This is a genomic window from Rathayibacter sp. VKM Ac-2805 (assembly GCF_009834265.1).
GTDB lineage: Bacteria > Actinomycetota > Actinomycetes > Actinomycetales > Microbacteriaceae > Rathayibacter.
In genome coordinates, this window is the sequence record NZ_CP047185.1 from 2,244,602 (window position 1) to 2,264,100 (window position 19,499).

Below are 19,499 nucleotides of genomic sequence, written 5' to 3' on the forward strand. Positions count from 1 at the left end.
CGACGCGCTCACATCCGGTCCGGGGCCGTGACGCCCAGCAGGGAGAGCCCGTTGCGGAGCACCTGCCCGGTCGCCTCGTTCAGGCGCAGCCGGGTCGAGTGCACGGCCTCGACCGGGTCCTCGCCCTGCGGCACGACCCGGCAGTTGTCGTACCAGCGGTGGTAGAGGCCGGCGACCTCCTCGAGGTACCGCGCGACGCGGTGCGGCTCGCGCAGCTCCGCGGCGTGCGCCACGATGCGCGGGAACTCCTGCAGGCCGCCGAGCAGCGCCGACTCGGTCGGATGCACCAGCGTCTCGGGCGCGAACGGCTCGACGGGGACGCCCGACGCCGCGGCCTTCGCCGCGACCTGGCGGGTGCGCGCGTGGGCGTACTGCACGTAGTAGACGGGGTTGTCGTTGCTCCGCTTGGTCAGCAGGTCGAGGTCGATGTCGAGGGTCGAGTCGGCCGAGGAGCGCACCAGCGAGTAGCGCGCGGCGTCCACGCCGACGGCCTCCGTGAGGTCCTCCATCGTGACGACGGTCCCCGCCCGCTTGGACATCCGGACCGCCTCGCCGTCGCGGAGCAGGTTGACCAGCTGGCCGATCAGGATCTCGAGGTTCACGCCCGGGGTGTCGCCGAACGCCGCGCACATCGCCATCATCCGGCCGATGTAGCCGTGGTGGTCGGCGCCGAGCATGATGATCGCCCGATCGAAGCCGCGCTCGCGCTTGTCGAGGTAGTAGGCGAGGTCGCCCGCGATGTAGGCCGCCTCCCCGTCGCTCTTGATGATGACGCGGTCGCGGTCGTCGCCGAACGAGGTGGTCCGCAGCCAGGTGGCGCCGTCCGCGTCGAAGATGTGCCCGAGCTCGCGGAGGCGCTCGATCGCGCGGTCGACGGCGCGCGACTCGTGCAGGGAGTTCTCGTGGAAGTACACGTCGAAGTCGACGCCGAACTCGTGCAGGCTCTGCTTGATCTCGCCGAACATCAGCTCGACGCCGATCGAGCGGAAGGTCTCGGCGAGCTCCTCCTCGGGCAGGACGGCGAGGTCGCCCGGGTAGGCGGCCGCGACGCGCTCGGCGATGTCGCCGATGTAGGCGCCGCCGTAGCCGTCCTCCGGGGTCGGCTCGCCGCGGTGGGCGGCGAGGAGGCTCCGCGTGAAGCGGTCGATCTGCGCGCCGTGGTCGTTGAAGTAGTACTCGCGGGTCACCTCGGCGCCCTGCGAGAGGAGCATCCGGGCCAGGCTGTCGCCGACCGCCGCCCAGCGCGTCCCGCCGATGTGGATGGGGCCGGTGGGGTTGGCGGAGACGAACTCGAGGTTCATCCGGACGCCGGCGTAGGCGGACCCGGTGCCGTAGGCCTCGCCCGCCTCGACGATCGCGCCGGCAAGGGCGCCCGCGGCCGCGGCCTCGAGCCGGACGTTGAGGAAGCCGGGACCGGCGACCTCGACGGTGGCGACGCCCTCGACCGCGCCCAGCCCCTCGGCCAGCTCGGCGGCGAGTTCGCGCGGGTTCGCGCCGACCCGCTTCGCGAGCTTCATCGCGATGTTCGAGGCCCAGTCGCCGTGGTCGCGGTTCTTCGGGCGCTCCAGCACGACGTCCGAGAGCTCGACGCCCGCATCGCTCCCCCGTCGCTGCACGGCGTCGAGGACGAGGGCGTGCAGGGAGGCGGCGAGCTGTTCGGGAGTCACGGGGAGCGATTCTACCGGCCGCCGCGCCCGCACCCTCCGTCTCTCCTGCACCGCGGGGCCGCTCGGCAGGGCGGCGTTGCTAGGGTGCGACGCATGCGCCGTCCCGCCGCCCTCCTCCTCGTCGCCCTCGCCGCGGCGGCCCTCTCCGGTTGCTCGCCCGCGGCCGACCCGGAGCCGAGCGCGAGCGGCGCCGTCAGCGGCACGCCGATCCCCCTCGCCTGCGAGCAGCTGGTCCCGGCCTCGGCGCTCGCGGGCCTGTGGGGCGGATTCTCCCCGGACGACGGCATCGAGACCACCGCGGTCTCCGACGAGATCACCCAGTACGACGGCCTGGTCTGCGGATGGTCCGACGACTCGGGCGCCGAGCTGCAGCTGGCCGTGGCCCACCTCGATCCCGCGGTGATCGAGGCGCTCAAGAACGAGTTCTTCACCACCAGCAAGGCCGTCCCCACCTACGGCAAGCCGCCGGAGATCGAGGGCTACTACCAGGTGGCCGAGGGGCGGGGCGTCGCGGACGCCTTCGTCGGCGAGTACTGGATCGAGGCGTCCAGCGCCTCCTTCGTCGAGCCGGGCGACCCCGAGCCGCTCGTGCGGTCGGCGATCGGCGTCCTCGCCGGCTGAGCCCCGGCGTCAGCCCAGGCGCACCGGCGAGACGTGGTCGTCGACGAGCGCCGCGTCGCAGTCGGCCTCCACGCTCATCCCGGTCAGGCGCAGGTCCGTCAGGTAGCTGCTGAGGAACGCTGTGTCGGCCGTGTCCCGACCGGACGAGATGCGCAGCATCGACCCGCGCGGAGCCAGCCGGGTAGCGTCCACGACGTGCCAGGCGCCGCCGACCCACGCCTCCGTGACCGCGTGGAAGTCCCGCGGCTCGAGGCCCGGCGCGTAGACCGCCGTCACCCGGGCGGGGATGTCGAGAGCGCGGAGGAGCCCGGCGACCGTGTGCGCGAAGTCCCGGCACACGCCCTGGCGGCTCTCGATCACCTGCGCCGCTCCCCCGGTGCCGACCGTCGACCCGTAGACGTACGACAGGTTGCCGTGCACCCACTCCTCGACGGCCGTCAGCGCCTCGAAGCCGCGGGCCCGCCCGAACTCCCGCCGGGCGATCCCGCCGAGCACGTCCGCCTCGGCGTACCGGCTCGGCCGCAGGTACTCGACGAGCTCGAGCTCGCTCGGCTCGTCCGGAGCGCCGTGGCCGACGACCCGCGCCCGGTACTCGACCCGCAGGTCGCCCTCGTTCCCCGCGACGCGGTGCACGCGGGAGCCGTGCCGCGCCGGGAACTCCCGCACCGGCACGTCCTGCCCGTCGAGCCGGACGGTGAAGGAGTCCTCGAACGAGTCGCCCGTGGGCGTCGCCGCCACCAGGAAGATCAGGTCGGTCGGGCCGTTCAGACGCAGATCCAGCGAGGCGGAGACAGTGCGCAGCATGGCTCCATCGTGGCATGCGCGAGGACCGCTCCCGGCGTCGGGGCCCGCCCCGCCCGGGTGCTAATGTGGTCAGGCACTCCTGGCCCCCATAGCTCAGGGGATAGAGCACTGCCCTCCGGAGGCAGGGGCGTAGGTTCGAATCCTACTGGGGGCACATCCGCGGTCCTCCGCTCTCCTCCCTCGCACATGGGCGCTCAGCTCCGGTGCTCGACGCCCCTCGAGGCGCACCCCTCCATCTCGACCGAGCGGCGTCACCCGGTGGGCGACCGAGTCCGACCGTGGCGCTCCTCACCCGGCGCTCCGACACTCCCGAGACAGCACGAAGGCCCGCGATCGTCGATCACGGGCCTTCGGAACGTTCACCACCGGCACTCGGCCGGTCGGGCTCACTCGTAGAGGTGGAAGGTGCCGGCGCAGTCGGCCGAGCAGAAGCCGTCGCGGCGACGGGCCGAGGCCGCTCCGCAGGCTTCGCAGCGGCGGCGGCCGAGCATCCGCGAGATCAGGCTCTGAGGCACCGACGCGACCACCGAGACCGGGGTGTCGGGGCGCACGGGGGCTCCCGTGGTCGAATCGAGCTGGATCCCAGCGGTGTCGAGCGTGGCGCGAAGCATCCGTGTTCCTTCCGATCGGTGAACCATGTGCGAGCACTGTATTGCCAGTCCCTGAGATTCTGCGAAGGGCTTGACGCGGCTCGCGATCGAGAGTAATCGAAATCGACATCTATCGGTCAGTCGGGATCGACCCGGGGAACGACGAACAGCCGCACCCCCTCCTGGCGGAGAGAGGCACGGCTGTTCGGGTGTCGGGGATCGGCGGGCGGACGACGCCGGAGCTCATGGGAGCGGGGCGTCGGGCCCGGAACGACCGGGAAGTGGGCCTAGTAGGCGCCGCTGGCGCTCCGGGTGTCGATCGCCACCGTCGATGCGGGAACCGGCACCGGTCGCAGGGCGGGTAGCGAGGCGCTCCTGCCCGTGCGGAACGGCAGCAGGACGAGCATGACGGGGAGAAGGACGATCCACAGGAGGACCGACAGCGCGAGACGCGCCCAGATGGAAAGAATATTGAGCATGTTTGTGCCGCCTTCGGGTGACGGTAGAGGTGAACTTCGCGAACAGTATCATCGGGCCGACGGGGGGAGAAGAGTAGAATTGCGCCACTGATCGCGCCTCTCCCGCCACGCCCCCGAGCGGTCTGTTGCTCCTCATTCGTCGCCCAGCGCCGATCGGATGGGTCGATCCCGCATCCGATCGACACACGGCCCGCCCAGTGCGTCCTCCTGGGAGCCGGGCCGTAGGGTGAGCGCGTGAAGATCCTTGTCGTCGAAGACGATCCAGCCATGGGTGAGGCCCTCGTCGGCGGCCTCGAAGACGCCGGCTACGAGGCCGTGCTGACCACGAACGGCATCGACGCGCTCGTCGCGTTCAGCAACGCCGAGTTCTCGGCCGCCATCGTGGACGTCATGCTCCCGGCGATGTCGGGCTTCGAGATCTGCCGCCGGATCCGCGAGCTCGGCCGGCCCACGCCGATCATGCTGCTGACCGCGCGGGACGCGATCGAGGACCGCGTCTTCGGGCTCGACGCCGGAGCGGACGACTACCTGACCAAGCCGTTCGCGTTCACCGAGCTCAACGCGCGCCTCCGGGCCCTCCTGCGCCGCAGCCCGTCGCTGATGTCCACCTCGATCGACGTCGGACGCATCACCGTGGACGGATCGAGCATCCGGCGCACCGCCGACGGCTCGCGCATCCACGTCAGCCCGAAGGAGCTCGAGCTCCTCAAGCTCCTCATCACTCCCGTCGGCTCCGTCGTGACCCGCCAGCGGATCCTCTCCGAGATCTGGGGCGGCGGCGAGATCGTCGACAACAACATCGTCGACCAGTACGTCAGCTACCTGCGCAAGAAGCTCCCGACCGAGGACACGGGCGTCAGCATCGTGACCGTCCGCGGCAAGGGCTACTTCCTCCGCCCGGTCGAGTAGCCCGTGTCGCGGATGAGCACGGCACGCCGCCGGGTCGGCGCGCTCTCGATCCGCGCGAGGATCACCGTGGGAACGGTCGCTGTGGCGACCGCCCTCTTCGCGCTCGCGGCGCTGCTCTTCTACCAGGTGGTCACCGGCATCGTCGACCGCAGCGAGCGGACGATCCTGATGTCGATCGAGGACGAGGTGCGCCGCGACATCTCGGCGGGCAACGTTCCGCGCACGCAGGGCTCGTCGACGGGCCAGCTGTTCCTCGCCCTCGCTCCCGACGGGAGCGTCAGCACCTCGACCATGCCCTCGCGCCTGAGCGGCGAGGTGCTCAGCGCTCTGGCGGAGGAGCCCGCCGACACCTCGCCCCGGTACGCCGACGTGACGACGGCGAACGGCAGCTACCTGGTCCGCTTCACGGCCATCGAGAGCGATCGCGGCGTCTGGCAGGTCGCCTCCGCGCGCGACCAGGCCGCGTCGCAGCTCGTCCTCGACGACTTCGCCCACGTGCTCGTCTACGCCGCGATCTTCCTCGTCGTCACGTTCGGGCTCGCCTCGTGGATCCTGACGGGCGCGGCCCTCGCCCCGGTGCGGCGGATGCGGGCGCGCGCGGATCAGATCGCCGCCGAGCCCGGGCAGGGCGACCAGCTCCCGGTCGTCGGCACGCGCGACGAGATCGACGAGCTCGCGGTGACGCTGAACGCGTTCCTGACCAAGCAGACCGCGTCGCTGGCCCGCGAGAAGCAGATGGTGTCGGATGCGAGCCACGAGCTCCGCACTCCCCTCGCCGCGCTCTCCGCGCAGCTCGAGATCGCCCACCACCGCGTCGACGATCCGGTCGCGGTCGACCGGGTCATCCTCGACGCGCAGAAGAGCGTCGACCGGCTCGTGCGCCTCGCGTCCGCCCTGCTCGACATCTCGCGCATCGAGAGCCGCACCGTCCGCCCGACCGCTCCCTTCGCCGAGCTCGTCGACGAGCTGGTGGGCGCCGTCGACCGCACCCGCCTGCTCGCCTCGGAGTCGGGGGTGGAGATCGACTACGAGATCGACGAGCGCGAGCCGGCCCGGCTCTACGCGGTCGCGTCCCAGGACTTCGGCCGGGTGATCGACAACCTCGTGAGGAACGCGATCCAGGCGATGAACGGCGGCGGCATGATCGTCGCCTCCCTCTCGCAGTCGGACGGGCGCCTGATGCTCAGCGTCTCGGACGACGGACCGGGGATGCCCGACGCCTTCATCCCGGTCGCCTTCGACCGCTTCTCCCGCCCGGACGACTCCCGGACCCTCGCCTCCGGCGGCAGCGGTCTCGGACTGGCCCTGGTGCACACCACCGTGCTCTCGGCCGGCGGGACGGTCGCCCTGGTCAACCGCTCCCCCCGGGGTCTCGCGGTCGACATCGTCCTCCCGCCCGTCGGCTCCGCCTGAGCCGCCCCGCCCCGGGAACGACGAAGGCCCCCGGCGGACCGGGGGCCTTCGTGGAGGATCGTCAGCGCGGGTCGTCCTCGGGGCGGACGGGCTGCGGCTGCGGGTCGCCGATCGTAGCGGGCGGCGGAGCCCAGGCCGTCTGGGGCGCCTCCGCCGCGGAGGTGCCGCCGTCGAGCAGGTTGCGCGCGCGGTTGACCACCTCGGGGTCCACGAGCACGGAGTAACTGGTCGCGATCACCTGCATGGTCGAGGTGAAGTCGCGACGGCGGCGGTTCACGGCGTAGGAGGCTAGCCCGAAGAGCATCCCGAAGCCGGCGCCGAGGAGCACCGCCGCGATGAGGAAGGAGAACTCCGTCGTCGGCGAGAAGATGATGAGCAGGAGGCCCAGGAAGACGCCGAGCCAGGCGCCGGAGGCCGCTCCGGCGAGAGCGACGCGGCCCCAGGTGAGCTTGCCGGTCACCCGCTCGACGCTCTTGAGCTCATTGCCGATGATGGCGAGCTGGCGCACCGGGAAGTCGGCGCGGGCGAGCACGTCGACGGCGGCCTGCGCCTCCTGGTACGTGTCGAACGTGGCGAGGATCTCCCCGCGCGGGATCGTGGGGAAGGCCGGCCCTCGGCCGCTGAACGGCGTCTGCTGAGTCACCCGGACAGAATCGCACAGGCCACTTGAAGGTCTCTGAACGGATTCGGAGAACCGGCCGAGGGCGAGCCGGGAACGCTCGGCGTCCGCCCGGCTGCACGGGACTAGGTTTGTAGCCGTGAGTTCCGCCAGAGTCTTCGTCGCGCGCTTGGCCGGATGCAGTGTCTTCGACCCGGCCGGCGATCGCGTCGGCAAGGTCCGCGACGTGCTCCTGGTCTACCGGCAGAACGACGCCCCGCGGGTGGTCGGCCTGGTGGTCGAGATCCCCGGGCGCCGTCGGGTCTTCGTGTCGATCGGCCGGGTCACCAGCATCGGCAGCGGCCAGATCATCACCACCGGGCTCATCAACGTGCGCCGCTTCGAGCAGCGGGGCGGAGAGGTCCGCGTCATCGCCGAGCTCCTCGGCCGCCGGGTGAGTTTCGTGGACGGCTCCGGTGACGCGGTCGTCGAGGACGTCGCGATCGAGGAGGCCGCTCCCGGCGAGTGGGAGCTCGCGCAGCTCTTCGTCCGCCGGCCCAAGACCAGCCCCTCCCCCTTCGCCAAGGGCGCGACCGCCTTCGCCGGCTGGCGCGAGGTCCGCGAGAGCGTCTCGACCGAGGCGCAGTCCGCCGAGCAGTACGTCGCCAGCCTCTCCGAGCTCAAGCCCGCCGACCTCGCCAGCACGCTCCTCGACCTGCCGCAGCAGCGGATGCTCGAGGTCGCCGGCGAGCTCTCGGACGACCGCCTCGCAGACGTGCTCGAGGAGATGCCCGAGAGCGAGCAGGTCGAGATCCTCGGCCGGCTCGACGACGACCGCGCCGCCGATGTGCTCGACCAGATGCAGCCGGACGACGCGGCCGACCTGATCGCCCAGCTCTCGGAGGAGCGCGGCGAGGCGCTCCTGGAGCTGATGGAGCCCGAGGAGGCGGACGACGTCCGCATGCTCCTCACCTACGCCCCGGAGTCCGCCGGCGGTCTGATGACCACGGAGCCGATCATCGTCTCCTCCGAGGCGACCGTCGCCGAGGGTCTCGCCCTCATCCGCCGCCACGAGCTCGCCCCGGCCCTCGGCGCCGCCGTCTGCGTCACGCTGCCGCCCTACGAGCCGCCGACCGGCCGCTTCCTCGGCATGGTGCACTTCCAGCGGATGCTCCGCTACCCGCCGCACGAGCGCCTCGGCACCCTGCTCGACCAGAGCATGGACCCGATCACGCCCGAGACCTCGGCGGCCGAGGTCGCCCGGATCCTGGCCAGCTACAACCTCGTCTCGGTGCCCGTCGTCGACGCGTCCCACCGCCTCGTCGGCGTCGTGACCATCGACGACGTCCTCGACTACCTCCTCCCCGACGACTGGCGCAGCCACGGCGACGACGACGAACCGAGGAAGCCGGTGACGACGGCGACGCAGGGCGTCCCGCTCGTGCCGCCGGCACCCGCGGCGACAGGCAGGACACGACGGGGACGGAGGGGCGCGCGTGGCTAGGGACACCAAGCAGGACCGGCGCCTGGACGCTCCGAAGGGCTTGCGCACCCGCGTCCTCTCCCGGCGGAACCGCCCGAGCAGCGACCGCTTCGGCCGCCTGACCGAGTCGTTCGCCCGCGGCATGGGCACGCCGTGGTTCCTGGTCGGGATGACGATCTTCTGCGTCTTCTGGCTGATGTTCAACACCTACGGGCCCGCGGACGCGCGCTTCGACTCGCAGGCCCTCGGCTTCACAGTGCTGACGCTGATCCTCTCGCTGCAGGCCTCCTACGCCGCGCCGCTGCTGCTGCTCGCGCAGAACCGCCAGGACGACCGCGACCGCGTGCAGATCGAGCAGGACCGTCAGCGGGCCGAGCGCAACCTCGCGGACACCGAGTACCTCGCGCGCGAGGTCGTGGCCCTGCGCCTGGCGATCCGCGACATGGCGAGCAAGGACTTCATCCGCTCGGAGCTGCGCGGCCTGCTCGAGGAGCTCGAGAAGGATCGGGCGCAGGAGCCCGAGCGGCGCGATGCCTGACGTCGCCGCCGTCGAGACCGCCGTCAGGACGGCGCTGGCCCGCGTCGTCGATCCGGAGATCCGGAAGCCCATCACCGAGCTCGACATGCTCGAGTCGGTCGAGGCGGCCGCCGACGGATTCGTCCGCGTCGCGATCCGGCTGACCATCGTCGGCTGTCCGGCCGCCTCCGCGATCGAGCGCGACGTGCGCGAGGCCGCGGCCTCGGCTCCCGGAGTCACGGCGGTCGACGTCGTGGTCGGAGTCATGACGCCGGCGCAGCGCACCGCCCTCACCGAGCGCCTCCAGGGCGGCCGCCGGAGCATGCCCTTCGGCCCGGACTCGCTCACCCGCGTGTTCGCGGTCACCAGCGGCAAGGGCGGCGTCGGCAAGTCGACCGTCACCGCCAACCTCGCGGTCGCCCTCGCTCAGCGGGGTCTCGCTGTCGGCCTCGTGGACGCCGACGTGCACGGCTTCTCCATCCCCGGCCTGCTCGGCCTGATGCACGACGGGCGCGTCGCGGGGCCCACCCGCGTCGGCGAGCTGATGCTGCCGCCGGTGGCGCACGGCGTGAAGGTCATCTCGATCGGGATGTTCCTCGAGGGCGACACCCGCGGGGCGGCCGTCTCCTGGCGCGGGCCCATGCTGCACCGCACGATCTCCCAGTTCCTCACCGACGTGTACTTCGGCGACCTCGACGTGCTCCTGCTCGACCTGCCTCCCGGCACGGGGGATGTGGCGATCTCCATCGGGCAGCTGCTCCCGCATGCGGAGGTCCTCATCGTCACCACCCCGCAGCCGGCGGCCGCCGACGTGGCCGAGCGCAGCGGCGCGCTCGCCCGCCAGTCGGGTCAGCGCATCGTCGGAGTGGTCGAGAACATGTCGGGGCTTCCGCAGCCCGACGGCTCGGTGCTGGAGCTCTTCGGCAGCGGAGGCGGGGCCGAGGTCGCGCGTCGGCTCACTGCTACGGGCGACGAGGTGCCGCTGCTCGCGTCGCTGCCGATCTCCGTCGCGCTGCGGGCGGGGGGCGACGAGGGCGTGCCCGTCGTCGTCGGCGATCCGGAGGATCCTGCCGCCCGGGCGATCGACGCCCTGGCGGCGACGCTCGCCGCGCGGCCGCGGGGACTGACCGGCCGTCGGCTCCCGCTCGCCGTCGGCTGACGCCTTCGCGCGGCTTCGTGCGGGCGGCGTCGGTCGAGACGCCCGCCCGGCGCTCCTCGCGGAGCAGGGCTCAGGTGGCCTCGGAGTCGATCGGCGGCGGCGCGACGCTCGAGAGCGTGCCGGACGAGACGGAGCGCTGCATCGTCGTGTAGTAGCTGTCCTGCGCGGAGCCGGTGCCGCCCGGCACGACCGGAGCGGCGACAGCGGTGGGCGGCTTCACGGTGGGGGCCGGATCGTCCTCGAGCAGGGCGTCGCGGATGATGCGGCGGGGATCGTACTGGCGCGGGTCGAGCTTCTTCCAGTCGACGTCGTTGAACTCGTCGCCCATCTCGTCCTTGACGCGCTCCCGGGCCTGCGTGGCGAATCCGCGCACCTTGCGCACGAGCTGCCCGAGCTGGGCGGCGTAGTGCGGGAGGCGGTCGGGACCCAGCACGAAGACGGCGATGACCCCGATGATGAGGAGCTTGTCGAACGTCAGACCGAACACGAGGACAACACTAACCCGCCGCGCCTCCCTCGCGGAGCCCGCGCGCCACCGTACCCTGACGATGCCCGGGCGCGATCCGCCCGGTGCACCGATCAGAGGAGCGCCCCCGTGTCCGACAAGGATGCCAACTGGAAGTACGCCGAGGACGCGGTCGTCGAGTCGGAGGCCATCGCCTCGGCCCGCCGGCTCTCGGTCGAGCTGGGCATCGACGCCGTCTCCCCCTCGATCGGCGCGCAGGCCGCGCTGGTCGCCGCCGCGGCGCGCGCGACCTCCATCATCGAGATCGGCACCGGCACCGGCGTGAGCGGCCTGTGGCTGCTCGACGGCGCCCCCGAGGCGATGCTCACCTCGATCGACTCCGAGGCGGTGCACCAGCAGCACGCGCGCGCCCAGTTCCACGAGGCGGGCATCTCGCCCAACCGGCTCCGGCTCATCCCGGGCCGCGCCCTCGAGGTGCTGCCCCGGATGAACGAGAACTCCTACGACATCGTCTTCGTCGACGGCGATCCGCTGCAGGTCATCGAGAACGTCGAGCACGCGCTGCGGCTCGTCCGTCCGGGCGGGACGGTCCTCGTCCCCCACGCGCTCTGGCGCGGACGCGTGGCCAACCCCGCGCAGCGCGACGAGATCGCGACGGCGTTCCGCACGCTGGTGGCCGAGGTCTGCGCCTCCCCCGCCGTGGTCAGCGTGCTCTCGCCGATCGGCGACGGCCTGCTGCAGGCCAACAAGCGCCGCGCCTGACGAGCGCGGCCGACCGAGGAAAGACGGAACGCCCGCCGCACGGTGTGCGACGGGCGTTCACGACGGTGCGGATCAGGCGGGAGACACCACCGACGCGAGCGCGTCGTGCAGCTCTTTCGCCTCTGCATCGTTGACCGAGACGACGAGGCGTCCGCCTCCTTCGAGCGGAACGCGCACGACGATGAGTCGGCCCTCCTTAACAGCCTCCATCGGTCCGTCTCCGGTCCTCGGCTTCATGGCCGCCATAGAGTTCCCCTTTCGTGACGTATCCCCCTATTATCGTGCATCCGCGGAGGTGTTCCGAACCGCGCCCGGAAGTCGGGCGTCAGCCGATCACGGCGGGGACCAGTCGCCGGGGGTGAACACCCAGCACAGCAGCACCCAGACGATCTGCCCGACGATCGATGCGGCCACCACGAACACCCTCAGGAGGGTCGACCGCGGCACCGCGAGCGCCCCGGCCAGCGGGAACATCGGCATCAGGATGCGGAACGTGCTCGACTGCGGGTAGAAGAACGCGAAGAGGTAGATCGCGTAGCCGCCGACCCAGAGCCGCGAGAAGACGTCGAGGCTGCGCGTGGCCCGCGAGAACAGGATCGCCAGGAATCCGAGCACCACCACGACGGTGATGCCCATGCCCGTGATCGGCGAGCCGAACCAGAGGCCTCCCCACCAGCCCCCGCCGGCGAACCAGGAGGTGAAGGGGATGAGCTCGCCCTCGCCGATGAAGACGCTGCGCCAGGCGAGCTCGGTGTCGGTGTAGGCGGTGAAGGAGCCGGTGACGGCCCAGGCGATGAGCAGCCAGGCGAAGCCCACCGCGAGGGACCAGACCGTGAGGGAGACCGTGAAGGCGAACTCCCGGCGGGCGAACGGCTCGGTGCCGTGCACGTGGCGCCAGACGCGGTAGAGGAAGTAGAGGCCCGTCATCGCCGCGATCGCGAGGCCGCTCGGGCGCAGGAGCCCCACGACCAGCACGACGGGGAACGTCCAGATCCACTTGCGGCGCACCAGCAGGAGGAGCAGCACGGCCGTCAGGAGGATGCCGCCGGACTCCGCGTAGCCGATCTGCAGGATCGGGGACGTCGGAGCGACGCAGAAGAAGACGATCCCCATCAGCGCCTGGCCCTCGCTGAGCGAGACGCGGAACAGCCGGTAGATCACCAGGCACGCCGCTGCACTGCAGACCAGGGCGACGAGCACCGCCGCGTTCGCCCAGTCGAGCCCGGTGATGTTCATCAGGCCGCGGACGGTGAACGGGTAGACGGGCATGAACGCCCAGGGGTTCTGCTCCACGGCTCCGGACGGCGAGAGCGGCAGGACCGACGGGTACCCCGTCATCCCGATCCGCTCGTACCAGCCGCCGTCCCATGTCGTCGCGAACCGGACGTAGGTGTCGCGGAGTCCCGTCCACTCGACGCCCTGACGCACGGCGCCGACACGGAGCATGATCACGGTCGTGACGACCCGGGACACGGCGAAGACCAGGAGCACCTGGATCCACCACGGGATCCTCCGGAGCAGACCCCAGCGGGAGCGGGACGGAGAGGCGTCCTCCGTCTCCGGCGCGATCGCGGTGGCGCTCACGCGAGCGGCCCGCGGTCCGTCGAGGAGGCGGTCGTCAGCGGGGAGCGGGCGGGTGTCGCCGCGGCTCGCCGGCGGGTCGGCCGGAGGAGGGGCGACGCGTGTCGCGGCTCACCGGCTGGCGTGAGGGGAGACATTCCGACGAGCATACCCGTGCGGGAGTCGGGAGTCCCCGGAGGAGCACCGCGCCGGGCGGGCGCGCACCACGATCACGGCGGGGTCCAGTCCGATCCGGCGACGGCCCAGCAGATCGAGATCCAGACGATCTGGCCGCCGATCCCGAGCAGGACCAGCGCGACCCGGAAGACCGGCGAGCGCGGCACCGCCAGCGCTCCGACGAGCGGGAACATCGGGCCCAGCAGCCGGAAGGTGCTCGACTGCGGGAAGAAGAACGCCAGCAGGTAGACGCCGTACCCGGCGACCCAGGCCCGGCTGAAGAGATCGAGCCGCCGTGTCCACGGTGCGGCGAGGATCCCGACGAACGCCGCCAGGAGGAGCACCACCAGCACGACGCCGACGGCCGGGGCCCCGAACCACCACGAGCCCCACCAGGCGCCGCCCTGGAACCACGGGGTCAGCGGGAGCAGCTCCTGGTAGCCGATGTAGACCGCACGCCACGCCAGCTCGGTGTCGGTGTACGCGGTCATCGACCCGGTGACGGCCCACGCCACGGCGGGCCAGAGGAAGCCGACCACGAGCCCCCACGCCGTCAGGCCCACGGCCGGCAGCCACTCCGACCGCGGGAACGGCTCCGTGCGGCGCCGGACGAACCGGTAGACGACGTAGAGGCCGAGCGCGGCGGCGAAGGCGAGCCCGCTCGGCCGGGTCAGGCCCAGCAGCAGCACGACGGGCACGACCGCGAGCCAGCGGCGCCGCACCAGGAGGAGGAGCGTGACCGCGGTCAGGAGCATCGCCATCGACTCCGCGTAGGCGAGCTGCATCAGCGGCGAGGTCGGCGCCACGCAGAACAGCAGCACCGCCGTCAGCGACTGCGACTCGCCGAGGGAGTGCCGGAAGAGGCGGTACAGGACGAGGCAGGCTCCGGCTCCGCACAGGACGGAGACGGTCACGGCGGCCGGAGCCCAGGTGAGGCCGGTGACCGCCATCAGGGCCTTCACGACCCCCGGGTAGAGCGGCATGAAGGCCCAGGCGTTCTCCCCCACGTGGCCGTCCTGCGTGATCGGCAGGAAGCCGGGGTACCCGGTGGCCGCGATGATCTCGTACCAGCGGCCGTCCCACATCGACGCGAAGGCCGAGTAGGACGGGGAGGGTCCGGTCCACGGGTTCGCGAGCTGGTGCGCGGCGAACTGCAGCAGGATCACCGTCGTGACCACGCGGGTCGCGATGTACACCAGGAGGACCCGCGCCCACCACGGGACCAGGCGCAGGCGCAGGCGGACGGGGACGGCCGTGGCGCTCGCGCTCACGAGGACGCGGTCAGCCAGCGGCGGAGGCCCTCGGTGCACTCGGTGATCTCGTGCACCGCCACGCGCTCGTCGTCGGCGTGGGCCCGGAGCGGGTCGCCCGGTCCGTAGTTGACAGCCGGGATGCCCATGGCGGAGAACCGCGCGACGTCGGTCCAGCCGTACTTGGGCTTCGCCTCGGCTCCGACGGCGGAGAGGAAGGCCTGGGCCAGAGGTGCGTCCAGCCCCGGGCGGGCGCCCTCGGCCAGATCGTCCACCGTCACCTCGAACCCCTCGAAGAGCTCCTCGAGGTGGGCGAGCGCCTCCTCCCCGGACCGGTCGGGGGCGAAGCGGTAGTTGACCTGCACCGTGCAGAGGTCCGGGATCACGTTGCCCGCGACCCCGCCGGTGACGCGCACGGCGTTGACGCCCTCGCGGTACACGAGCCCCTCGACCTCGACCTCGCGCGGTACGTAGGCGGCGAGGCGGTCGAGGATCGGCGCGGCCGCGTGGATCGCGTTCTCGCCGACCCAGCTGCGGGCGGAGTGGGCGCGGACTCCTCGGGTGACCACGTCGACCCGGAGCGTCCCGTTGCAGCCGCCCTCCACTGCTCCGCTCGTCGGCTCGCCGAGCACCGCGAAGTCGGCGGAGAAGAGGTCGGGGCGGTGCCGGGAGAGGCGGCCGAGGCCGTTGAGGTCCGCTGCGACCTCCTCGTTGTCGTACCACATCCAGGTGATGTCGACGGCCGGATCGGAGAGCTCGGCGGCGAGGACGAGCTGCACCGCCACTCCGGCCTTCATGTCGACGGTCCCGCGGCCGACCAGGTGCTCGACGCCGTCGATCGTCTCGGCGACGACGGGCAGGTTGCCGTTGACCGGCACCGTGTCGAGGTGCCCGGCGATCACGACGCGCTGGGCGAGGCCGAGGTTCGTCCGCGCCACGACGGTGTGGCCGTCGCGGATGACCTCGAGGTGGTCGTACTGCTCGAGCGCCCACTGCACCGCGTCCGCGATCTCGAGCTCGTCGCCCGAGACGGACGGGATGTCGCAGAGGATCCGCGTCAGGGCGACCGGATCGGTGCGCAGATCGAGCGGAGGGGCGGTGGTCGGATCGGCCATGCGCCCCAGGGTAGCGGCCGGACGCTCCGCGCTACCCTGATCGGCATGACCCTCGAGCACTCCGCAGACTCCTCCGCGCCCGCCTCCGCCTGGGGATACGGGCTCGCCACCATGGCCGCCGACGGCACCGTCCTCGACACCTGGTTCCCGGAGCCGCGCCTCGGCACCATCCCGGCCGGCCGCGACCCCTGGACCGTGCCGGCGGAGTTCGAGGAGCAGGCCGGCGAGGATCCGCGCCGCGAGGTCCGCATCGACGTGGTCACGCTGCAGATCGACGTGCAGGCGCCGCCCGCCTCCACGTCCGACGCCTACCTGCGGCTGCACCTGCTCTCGCACCTCCTGGTCCGCCCGAACGAGGTGAACCTCGACGGCGTCTTCGCCCACCTGCCGAACGTGGTGTGGACGAACGCCGGTCCGGTCTCGCCGGAGTCGTTCACCCGCCTGCGCCCCTCGCTCCGGCGCCACGGCATCCAGGCCACCGGGATCGACAAGTTCCCGCGGCTGACCGACTACGTCACCCCCGCGAAGGTGCGCATCGCGGACACCTCGCGCGTCCGCCTCGGCGCGCACCTGGCACCCGGCACGACGGTGATGCACGAGGGCTTCGTCAACTTCAACGCCGGGACCCTCGGCAGCTCGATGGTCGAGGGGCGCATCTCGCAGGGCGTCGTGGTCGGCGACGGCTCGGACATCGGCGGCGGCGCGTCCATCATGGGCACCCTCTCGGGCGGAGGAGTGCAGCGCGTCTCGATCGGCGCGCGGGCGCTGCTGGGTGCGAACTCGGGCATCGGCATCTCCCTCGGCGACGACACCGTCGTCGAGGCCGGCCTCTACGTGACCGCCGGCACCAAGGTCGTCGTGGTCGGCGGAGCGCCGCGCGCCGACGGCGCCCCGCAGACCGTGAAGGCCGTGCAGCTCTCGGGCGTGCCGAACCTTCTCTTCCGCCGCAACTCCCTCACCGGGGCCGTCGAGGTCCTCCCCCGCACCGGCGCCGGCATCGAGCTGAACGCCGCCCTGCACGCCTGAGGGCGGGCGTCCGGCGCCGCTGGGCCCAGCAGGCGGCACCCCGGGACGACCGGTGCTGATCGAGTCCGCGGCGACCACGCCGCTCTGCGTCCCGCCTCGAAGAAGAGGTTCGAGCCTCGGACGGCTGACGAGAGGCGGGTGCGCCGCACGGCGAGAGCCCGCCCCCGGCGGGGACGGGCTCTCGGGGACCGGTCAGCGGTCGGTCGGCCAGTGGCGCTCGGGCGCGCCCATGTAGAGCTGCTGCGGGCGGCCGATCTTGGTCTGCTTGTCGGTGTTCATCTCGCGCCAGTGAGCGATCCAGCCGGGCAGGCGGCCGATCGCGAAGAGGACGGTGAACATCCGGGTCGGGAAGCCCATCGCCTTGTAGATGACGCCCGTGTAGAAGTCGACGTTCGGGTAGAGGCGCCGCTCCTTGAAGTAGTCGTCCTCGAGCGCGAGGGCCTCGAGCTCCATCGCGATGTCGAGCAGCGGGTCCTTCACGCCGAGGGCCTGCAGGACCTCGGAGGCGCTCTCCTTGACCAGCTTCGCGCGCGGGTCGTAGTTCTTGTACACCCGGTGGCCGAAGCCCATCAGGCGCACGCCCTCCTCCTTGTTCTTCACCCGCTCGACGAACGTCGACACGCTCTCGCCCGACTCGCGGATCCGGCCGAGCATGGTGAGCACCGCCTCGTTCGCTCCGCCGTGCAGGGGGCCGAACAGGGCGTTGATGCCTGCCGAGACGGAGGCGTAGAGGTTCGCCTCGGTCGAGCCGACGAGGCGGACGGTCGACGTCGACGCGTTCTGCTCGTGGTCCTCGTGGAGGATCAGGAGGCGGTCGAGCGCCTTCGAGAGCACCGGGTCGACCTGGTACTGCTCGGCCATCGTGCCGAAGTTGAGGCGGAGGAAGTTGTCGACGAAGCTCAGCGAGTTGTCCGGGTAGAGGAACGCCTGGCCGATCGCCTTCTTGTGGGCGTACGCCGCCATCACGGGCAGCTTCGCCAGGAGGCGGATCGTGGTGAGCTCCACAGCCTCCGGATCCTTCGGGTTGGAGCTGTCCTCGTAGTACGTCGACAGGGCCGACACTCCGGCCGAGAGCACCGACATGGGGTGCGCGCTGTGGGGAAGCGCGTCGAAGAAGCGCTTGAGGTCCTCGTGGAGGAGCGTGTGGCGGCGGATGCGCTCGTCGAAGCCCGCGAGCTCGTCGGCCGTCGGCAGCTCGCCGTAGATGAGGAGCCAGGCCACCTCGAGGTAGGTCGCGTTGGTGGCCACCTCCTCGATCGGGTAGCCGCGGTAGCGGAGGATCCCCTGGTCGCCGTCGATGTAGGTGATCTGCGACTTGGTCGCCGCCGTGTTCACGAAGCCGTAGTCGAGCGACATGAAGCCGGTCTGCTTCGACAGGGTCGAGAAGTCGATGCTCGAGGAGCCGTCGACGCTGCGCAGGACCGGGAAGTCCGCGGTGCGGTCGCCGAAGGTGAGCGTGACCTTCTCGGGGAGCTCCTGCTCCGCCGGCGCGGGAGGCGGCGTCGTGGCGCTCCCGGTCGCGGGCTCCGTGGAGCCCACCGTCGCGGTTCCGTCGCTCTGCGTGCCGGATTCGGTCACAACGCCTCCCAGGTCGTCGCGGTCGCACCCCGGAAGCGCTCGCGCGGAGCGGGCGGCGCCGGGTCTGGATCGTGGTGCAGCCGGGGCCTCGTGAGGCACCGTCGACCGAACCACATACAGCCTATGGGCAAAGCGGGGGCACTGTGACATCGCCCAGCGCTGGGGCCGGGGCCTTGTCGGAACCCGCCAGGATCGGCCGGGTCGAACGCCTCAGAGGCCCCCGGACAGGCGCTCGACGGCCGCGTCGATCCGCTCGTCGGAGGCCGTCAGCGAGAGGCGCACGTGCTCGGGGAAGCCCTCCCCGTAGAAGACGCCGGGGCCTGCGAGGACGCCGAGGCGGGCGAGGCGGTCGATGGACTCCCAGGCCGGGCGGCCCTCGGTCGCCCACAGGTAGAGTCCGGCCTCGCTGCGGTCGATCCGGAAGCCCGCGGACTCGAGGGCGGGCCGGAGGCGGTCGCGGCGGGAGCGGTAGCGCTCCTTCTGCGCGGCGACGTGCTCATCGTCGGCGAGGGCGACGATCATCGCCTCCTGCAGCGGACCGGGCACGATCATGCCCGCGTGCTTGCGGACGGTCACCAGGCGCGCGATCAGGGCCGCGTCCCCGGCGACGAAGGCGGCGCGGTAGCCGGCGAGGTTCGACTGCTTGCTCAGCGAGTAGACGCCGAGGACCCCGGTGCGGTCCTCCCCCACCACGCGCGGGTCGAGGACGCTCGGGATCGGCTCGTCGGCCCAGCGGCCGTCCCAGCCGAGCTCGGCGTAGCACTCGTCCCCCGCGATCACAGCGCCCAGCTCACGGGCACGCGCGACGGCGCGCTGCAGGGCGGGCACGTCGAGCACGGCGCCATCGGGGTTGCCGGGAGAGTTGAGCCAGACCAGGCGGGTCGTCGCGGGCCACTCGGCGGGGTCGTCGGAGGCGAGCGCCTCGGCCCCGGCGATCGCCGCGCCCATCGCGTACGTCGGGTACGCGGCGCGCGGATGCACGACCACGTCCCCCTCCCCGAGTCCGAGGAGGAAGGGCAGCCAGGCGACGAGCTCCTTGGAGCCGATCGTCGGCAGGACCTCGTCGATCCCGAGGCCCTCGACTCCGCGCCGCCGCGCGTACCAGGCGGCGATCGCCTCGCGCAGAGCGGGGGTACCCACGGTCGTGGGGTACGCGTGCGAATCCGTCGCGCGGGCGAGCGCGTCGCGGATCGGGGCGGGCGTCGGGTCCACCGGCGAGCCGATCGACAGGTCGACGATCCCGCCGGGGTGCTCCGCCGCCGTGCGGGCGAAGGGCGCCATCAGGTCCCAGGGGTAGTCGGGCAGCGCGCCGAGGGCCATGGGAG

At 72.0% G+C, this 19,499-nt stretch carries 20 protein-coding genes and 1 tRNA gene; 9 read left to right on the forward strand and 12 right to left on the reverse strand.

Translation table 11 applies throughout. From position 1 onward, the window contains the following. Window positions 1-8: 8 nt before the first annotated feature. On the reverse strand, window positions 9-1,667 hold the full coding sequence (gene argS, locus GSU40_RS10465; protein ID WP_160034899.1) for an arginine--tRNA ligase: 1,659 nt from the start codon (window positions 1,665-1,667) through the stop codon (window positions 9-11). A 93-nt stretch (window positions 1,668-1,760) separates the two neighbouring features. Between argS and GSU40_RS10470 the strand changes: the two genes are divergently transcribed. Next, window positions 1,761-2,288, forward strand: coding sequence for a hypothetical protein (locus GSU40_RS10470; RefSeq protein WP_159914777.1), 528 nt, complete (start codon window positions 1,761-1,763; stop codon window positions 2,286-2,288). 9 nt (window positions 2,289-2,297) lie between these two features. Here the strand turns inward: GSU40_RS10470 and GSU40_RS10475 are convergent, their stop codons facing one another. Then, window positions 2,298-3,092, reverse strand: coding sequence for a transglutaminase family protein (locus GSU40_RS10475; protein ID WP_160034901.1), 795 nt, complete (start codon window positions 3,090-3,092; stop codon window positions 2,298-2,300). Between the two features lie 82 nt (window positions 3,093-3,174). Between GSU40_RS10475 and GSU40_RS10480 the strand changes: the two genes are divergently transcribed. Next, window positions 3,175-3,246, forward strand: a tRNA-Arg gene (locus GSU40_RS10480). A 232-nt stretch (window positions 3,247-3,478) separates the two neighbouring features. Here GSU40_RS10480 and GSU40_RS10485 read toward each other — a convergent pair. Further along, window positions 3,479-3,703: a hypothetical protein gene (locus GSU40_RS10485; protein ID WP_160034903.1), complete on the reverse strand. Its 225-nt coding sequence runs from the start codon at window positions 3,701-3,703 to the stop codon at window positions 3,479-3,481. A gap of 266 nt (window positions 3,704-3,969) precedes the next feature. Next, the gene (locus GSU40_RS10490; protein ID WP_159939221.1) at window positions 3,970-4,161 is read right to left on the reverse strand and encodes a hypothetical protein; all 192 of its coding nucleotides are present in this window, start codon (window positions 4,159-4,161) and stop codon (window positions 3,970-3,972) included. 234 nt (window positions 4,162-4,395) lie between these two features. Between GSU40_RS10490 and GSU40_RS10495 the strand changes: the two genes are divergently transcribed. Then, the gene (locus GSU40_RS10495) at window positions 4,396-5,070 is read left to right on the forward strand and encodes a response regulator transcription factor (protein ID WP_258059273.1); all 675 of its coding nucleotides are present in this window, start codon (window positions 4,396-4,398) and stop codon (window positions 5,068-5,070) included. Window positions 5,071-5,082: 12 nt separating this feature from the next. Beyond that, on the forward strand, window positions 5,083-6,483 hold the full coding sequence (locus GSU40_RS10500; protein WP_146076469.1) for a HAMP domain-containing sensor histidine kinase: 1,401 nt from the start codon (window positions 5,083-5,085) through the stop codon (window positions 6,481-6,483). Window positions 6,484-6,544: 61 nt separating this feature from the next. Here the strand turns inward: GSU40_RS10500 and GSU40_RS10505 are convergent, their stop codons facing one another. Then, on the reverse strand, window positions 6,545-7,126 hold the full coding sequence (locus tag GSU40_RS10505; protein WP_244229450.1) for a general stress protein: 582 nt from the start codon (window positions 7,124-7,126) through the stop codon (window positions 6,545-6,547). 115 nt (window positions 7,127-7,241) lie between these two features. On the opposite strand from GSU40_RS10505, the gene GSU40_RS10510 reads away from it, so the two are divergent. Genes GSU40_RS10510 through GSU40_RS10520 form a run of 3 tightly spaced genes read left to right on the forward strand, consistent with a single transcriptional unit; the run spans window position 7,242 to window position 10,240 of the window. Continuing rightward, the gene (locus GSU40_RS10510; protein ID WP_104225554.1) at window positions 7,242-8,585 is read left to right on the forward strand and encodes a CBS domain-containing protein; all 1,344 of its coding nucleotides are present in this window, start codon (window positions 7,242-7,244) and stop codon (window positions 8,583-8,585) included. Further along, window positions 8,578-9,102, forward strand: coding sequence for a DUF1003 domain-containing protein (locus GSU40_RS10515; RefSeq protein ID WP_104222991.1), 525 nt, complete (start codon window positions 8,578-8,580; stop codon window positions 9,100-9,102). Before GSU40_RS10510 ends, GSU40_RS10515 begins: the two co-directional genes overlap by 8 nt. Then, window positions 9,095-10,240, forward strand: coding sequence for an Mrp/NBP35 family ATP-binding protein (locus GSU40_RS10520; RefSeq protein WP_160034905.1), 1,146 nt, complete (start codon window positions 9,095-9,097; stop codon window positions 10,238-10,240). Before GSU40_RS10515 ends, GSU40_RS10520 begins: the two co-directional genes overlap by 8 nt. A gap of 70 nt (window positions 10,241-10,310) precedes the next feature. Here the strand turns inward: GSU40_RS10520 and GSU40_RS10525 are convergent, their stop codons facing one another. Continuing rightward, complete coding sequence (locus GSU40_RS10525; protein ID WP_146076468.1) at window positions 10,311-10,727, reverse strand: twin-arginine translocase TatA/TatE family subunit; 417 nt, start codon at window positions 10,725-10,727, stop codon at window positions 10,311-10,313. 108 nt (window positions 10,728-10,835) lie between these two features. Between GSU40_RS10525 and GSU40_RS10530 the strand changes: the two genes are divergently transcribed. Continuing rightward, complete coding sequence (locus GSU40_RS10530; RefSeq protein WP_104222989.1) at window positions 10,836-11,468, forward strand: class I SAM-dependent methyltransferase; 633 nt, start codon at window positions 10,836-10,838, stop codon at window positions 11,466-11,468. Between the two features lie 72 nt (window positions 11,469-11,540). Here GSU40_RS10530 and GSU40_RS10535 read toward each other — a convergent pair whose 3' ends face one another. The 4 genes from GSU40_RS10535 to dapE all read right to left on the reverse strand — a co-directional run bounded on the left by GSU40_RS10535 (window position 11,541) and on the right by dapE (window position 15,570). Further along, window positions 11,541-11,714 (reverse strand): DUF3117 domain-containing protein, encoded by a 174-nt coding sequence (locus tag GSU40_RS10535; protein ID WP_068208299.1) that lies wholly within the window; start codon window positions 11,712-11,714, stop codon window positions 11,541-11,543. A gap of 87 nt (window positions 11,715-11,801) precedes the next feature. Beyond that, window positions 11,802-13,052, reverse strand: a complete 1,251-nt coding sequence (locus GSU40_RS10540; RefSeq protein ID WP_160034907.1) for a hypothetical protein — start codon at window positions 13,050-13,052, stop codon at window positions 11,802-11,804. Between the two features lie 206 nt (window positions 13,053-13,258). After that, window positions 13,259-14,476, reverse strand: a complete 1,218-nt coding sequence (locus GSU40_RS10545; protein ID WP_244229451.1) for a hypothetical protein — start codon at window positions 14,474-14,476, stop codon at window positions 13,259-13,261. After that, window positions 14,473-15,570 carry a succinyl-diaminopimelate desuccinylase gene (gene dapE / locus GSU40_RS10550; RefSeq protein WP_104249555.1) on the reverse strand — a complete coding sequence of 366 codons (1,098 nt, stop codon included), beginning with the start codon at window positions 15,568-15,570 and terminating at the stop codon, window positions 14,473-14,475. Before dapE ends, GSU40_RS10545 begins: the two co-directional genes overlap by 4 nt. 45 nt (window positions 15,571-15,615) lie before the next feature. On the opposite strand from dapE, the gene dapD reads away from it, so the two are divergent. Then, window positions 15,616-16,596: a 2,3,4,5-tetrahydropyridine-2,6-dicarboxylate N-succinyltransferase gene (gene dapD, locus GSU40_RS10555; protein ID WP_160034909.1), complete on the forward strand. Its 981-nt coding sequence runs from the start codon at window positions 15,616-15,618 to the stop codon at window positions 16,594-16,596. A 192-nt stretch (window positions 16,597-16,788) separates the two neighbouring features. Here the strand turns inward: dapD and GSU40_RS10560 are convergent, their stop codons facing one another. Both GSU40_RS10560 and dapC read right to left on the reverse strand, forming a co-directional pair. Further along, entirely contained in the window at window positions 16,789-18,174 is a 1,386-nt protein-coding gene (locus GSU40_RS10560; RefSeq protein WP_244229452.1) for a citrate synthase, read from the reverse strand. A gap of 210 nt (window positions 18,175-18,384) precedes the next feature. Then, complete coding sequence (gene dapC, locus GSU40_RS10565) at window positions 18,385-19,494, reverse strand: succinyldiaminopimelate transaminase (protein ID WP_104328319.1); 1,110 nt, start codon at window positions 19,492-19,494, stop codon at window positions 18,385-18,387. Window positions 19,495-19,499 lie beyond the last annotated feature (5 nt).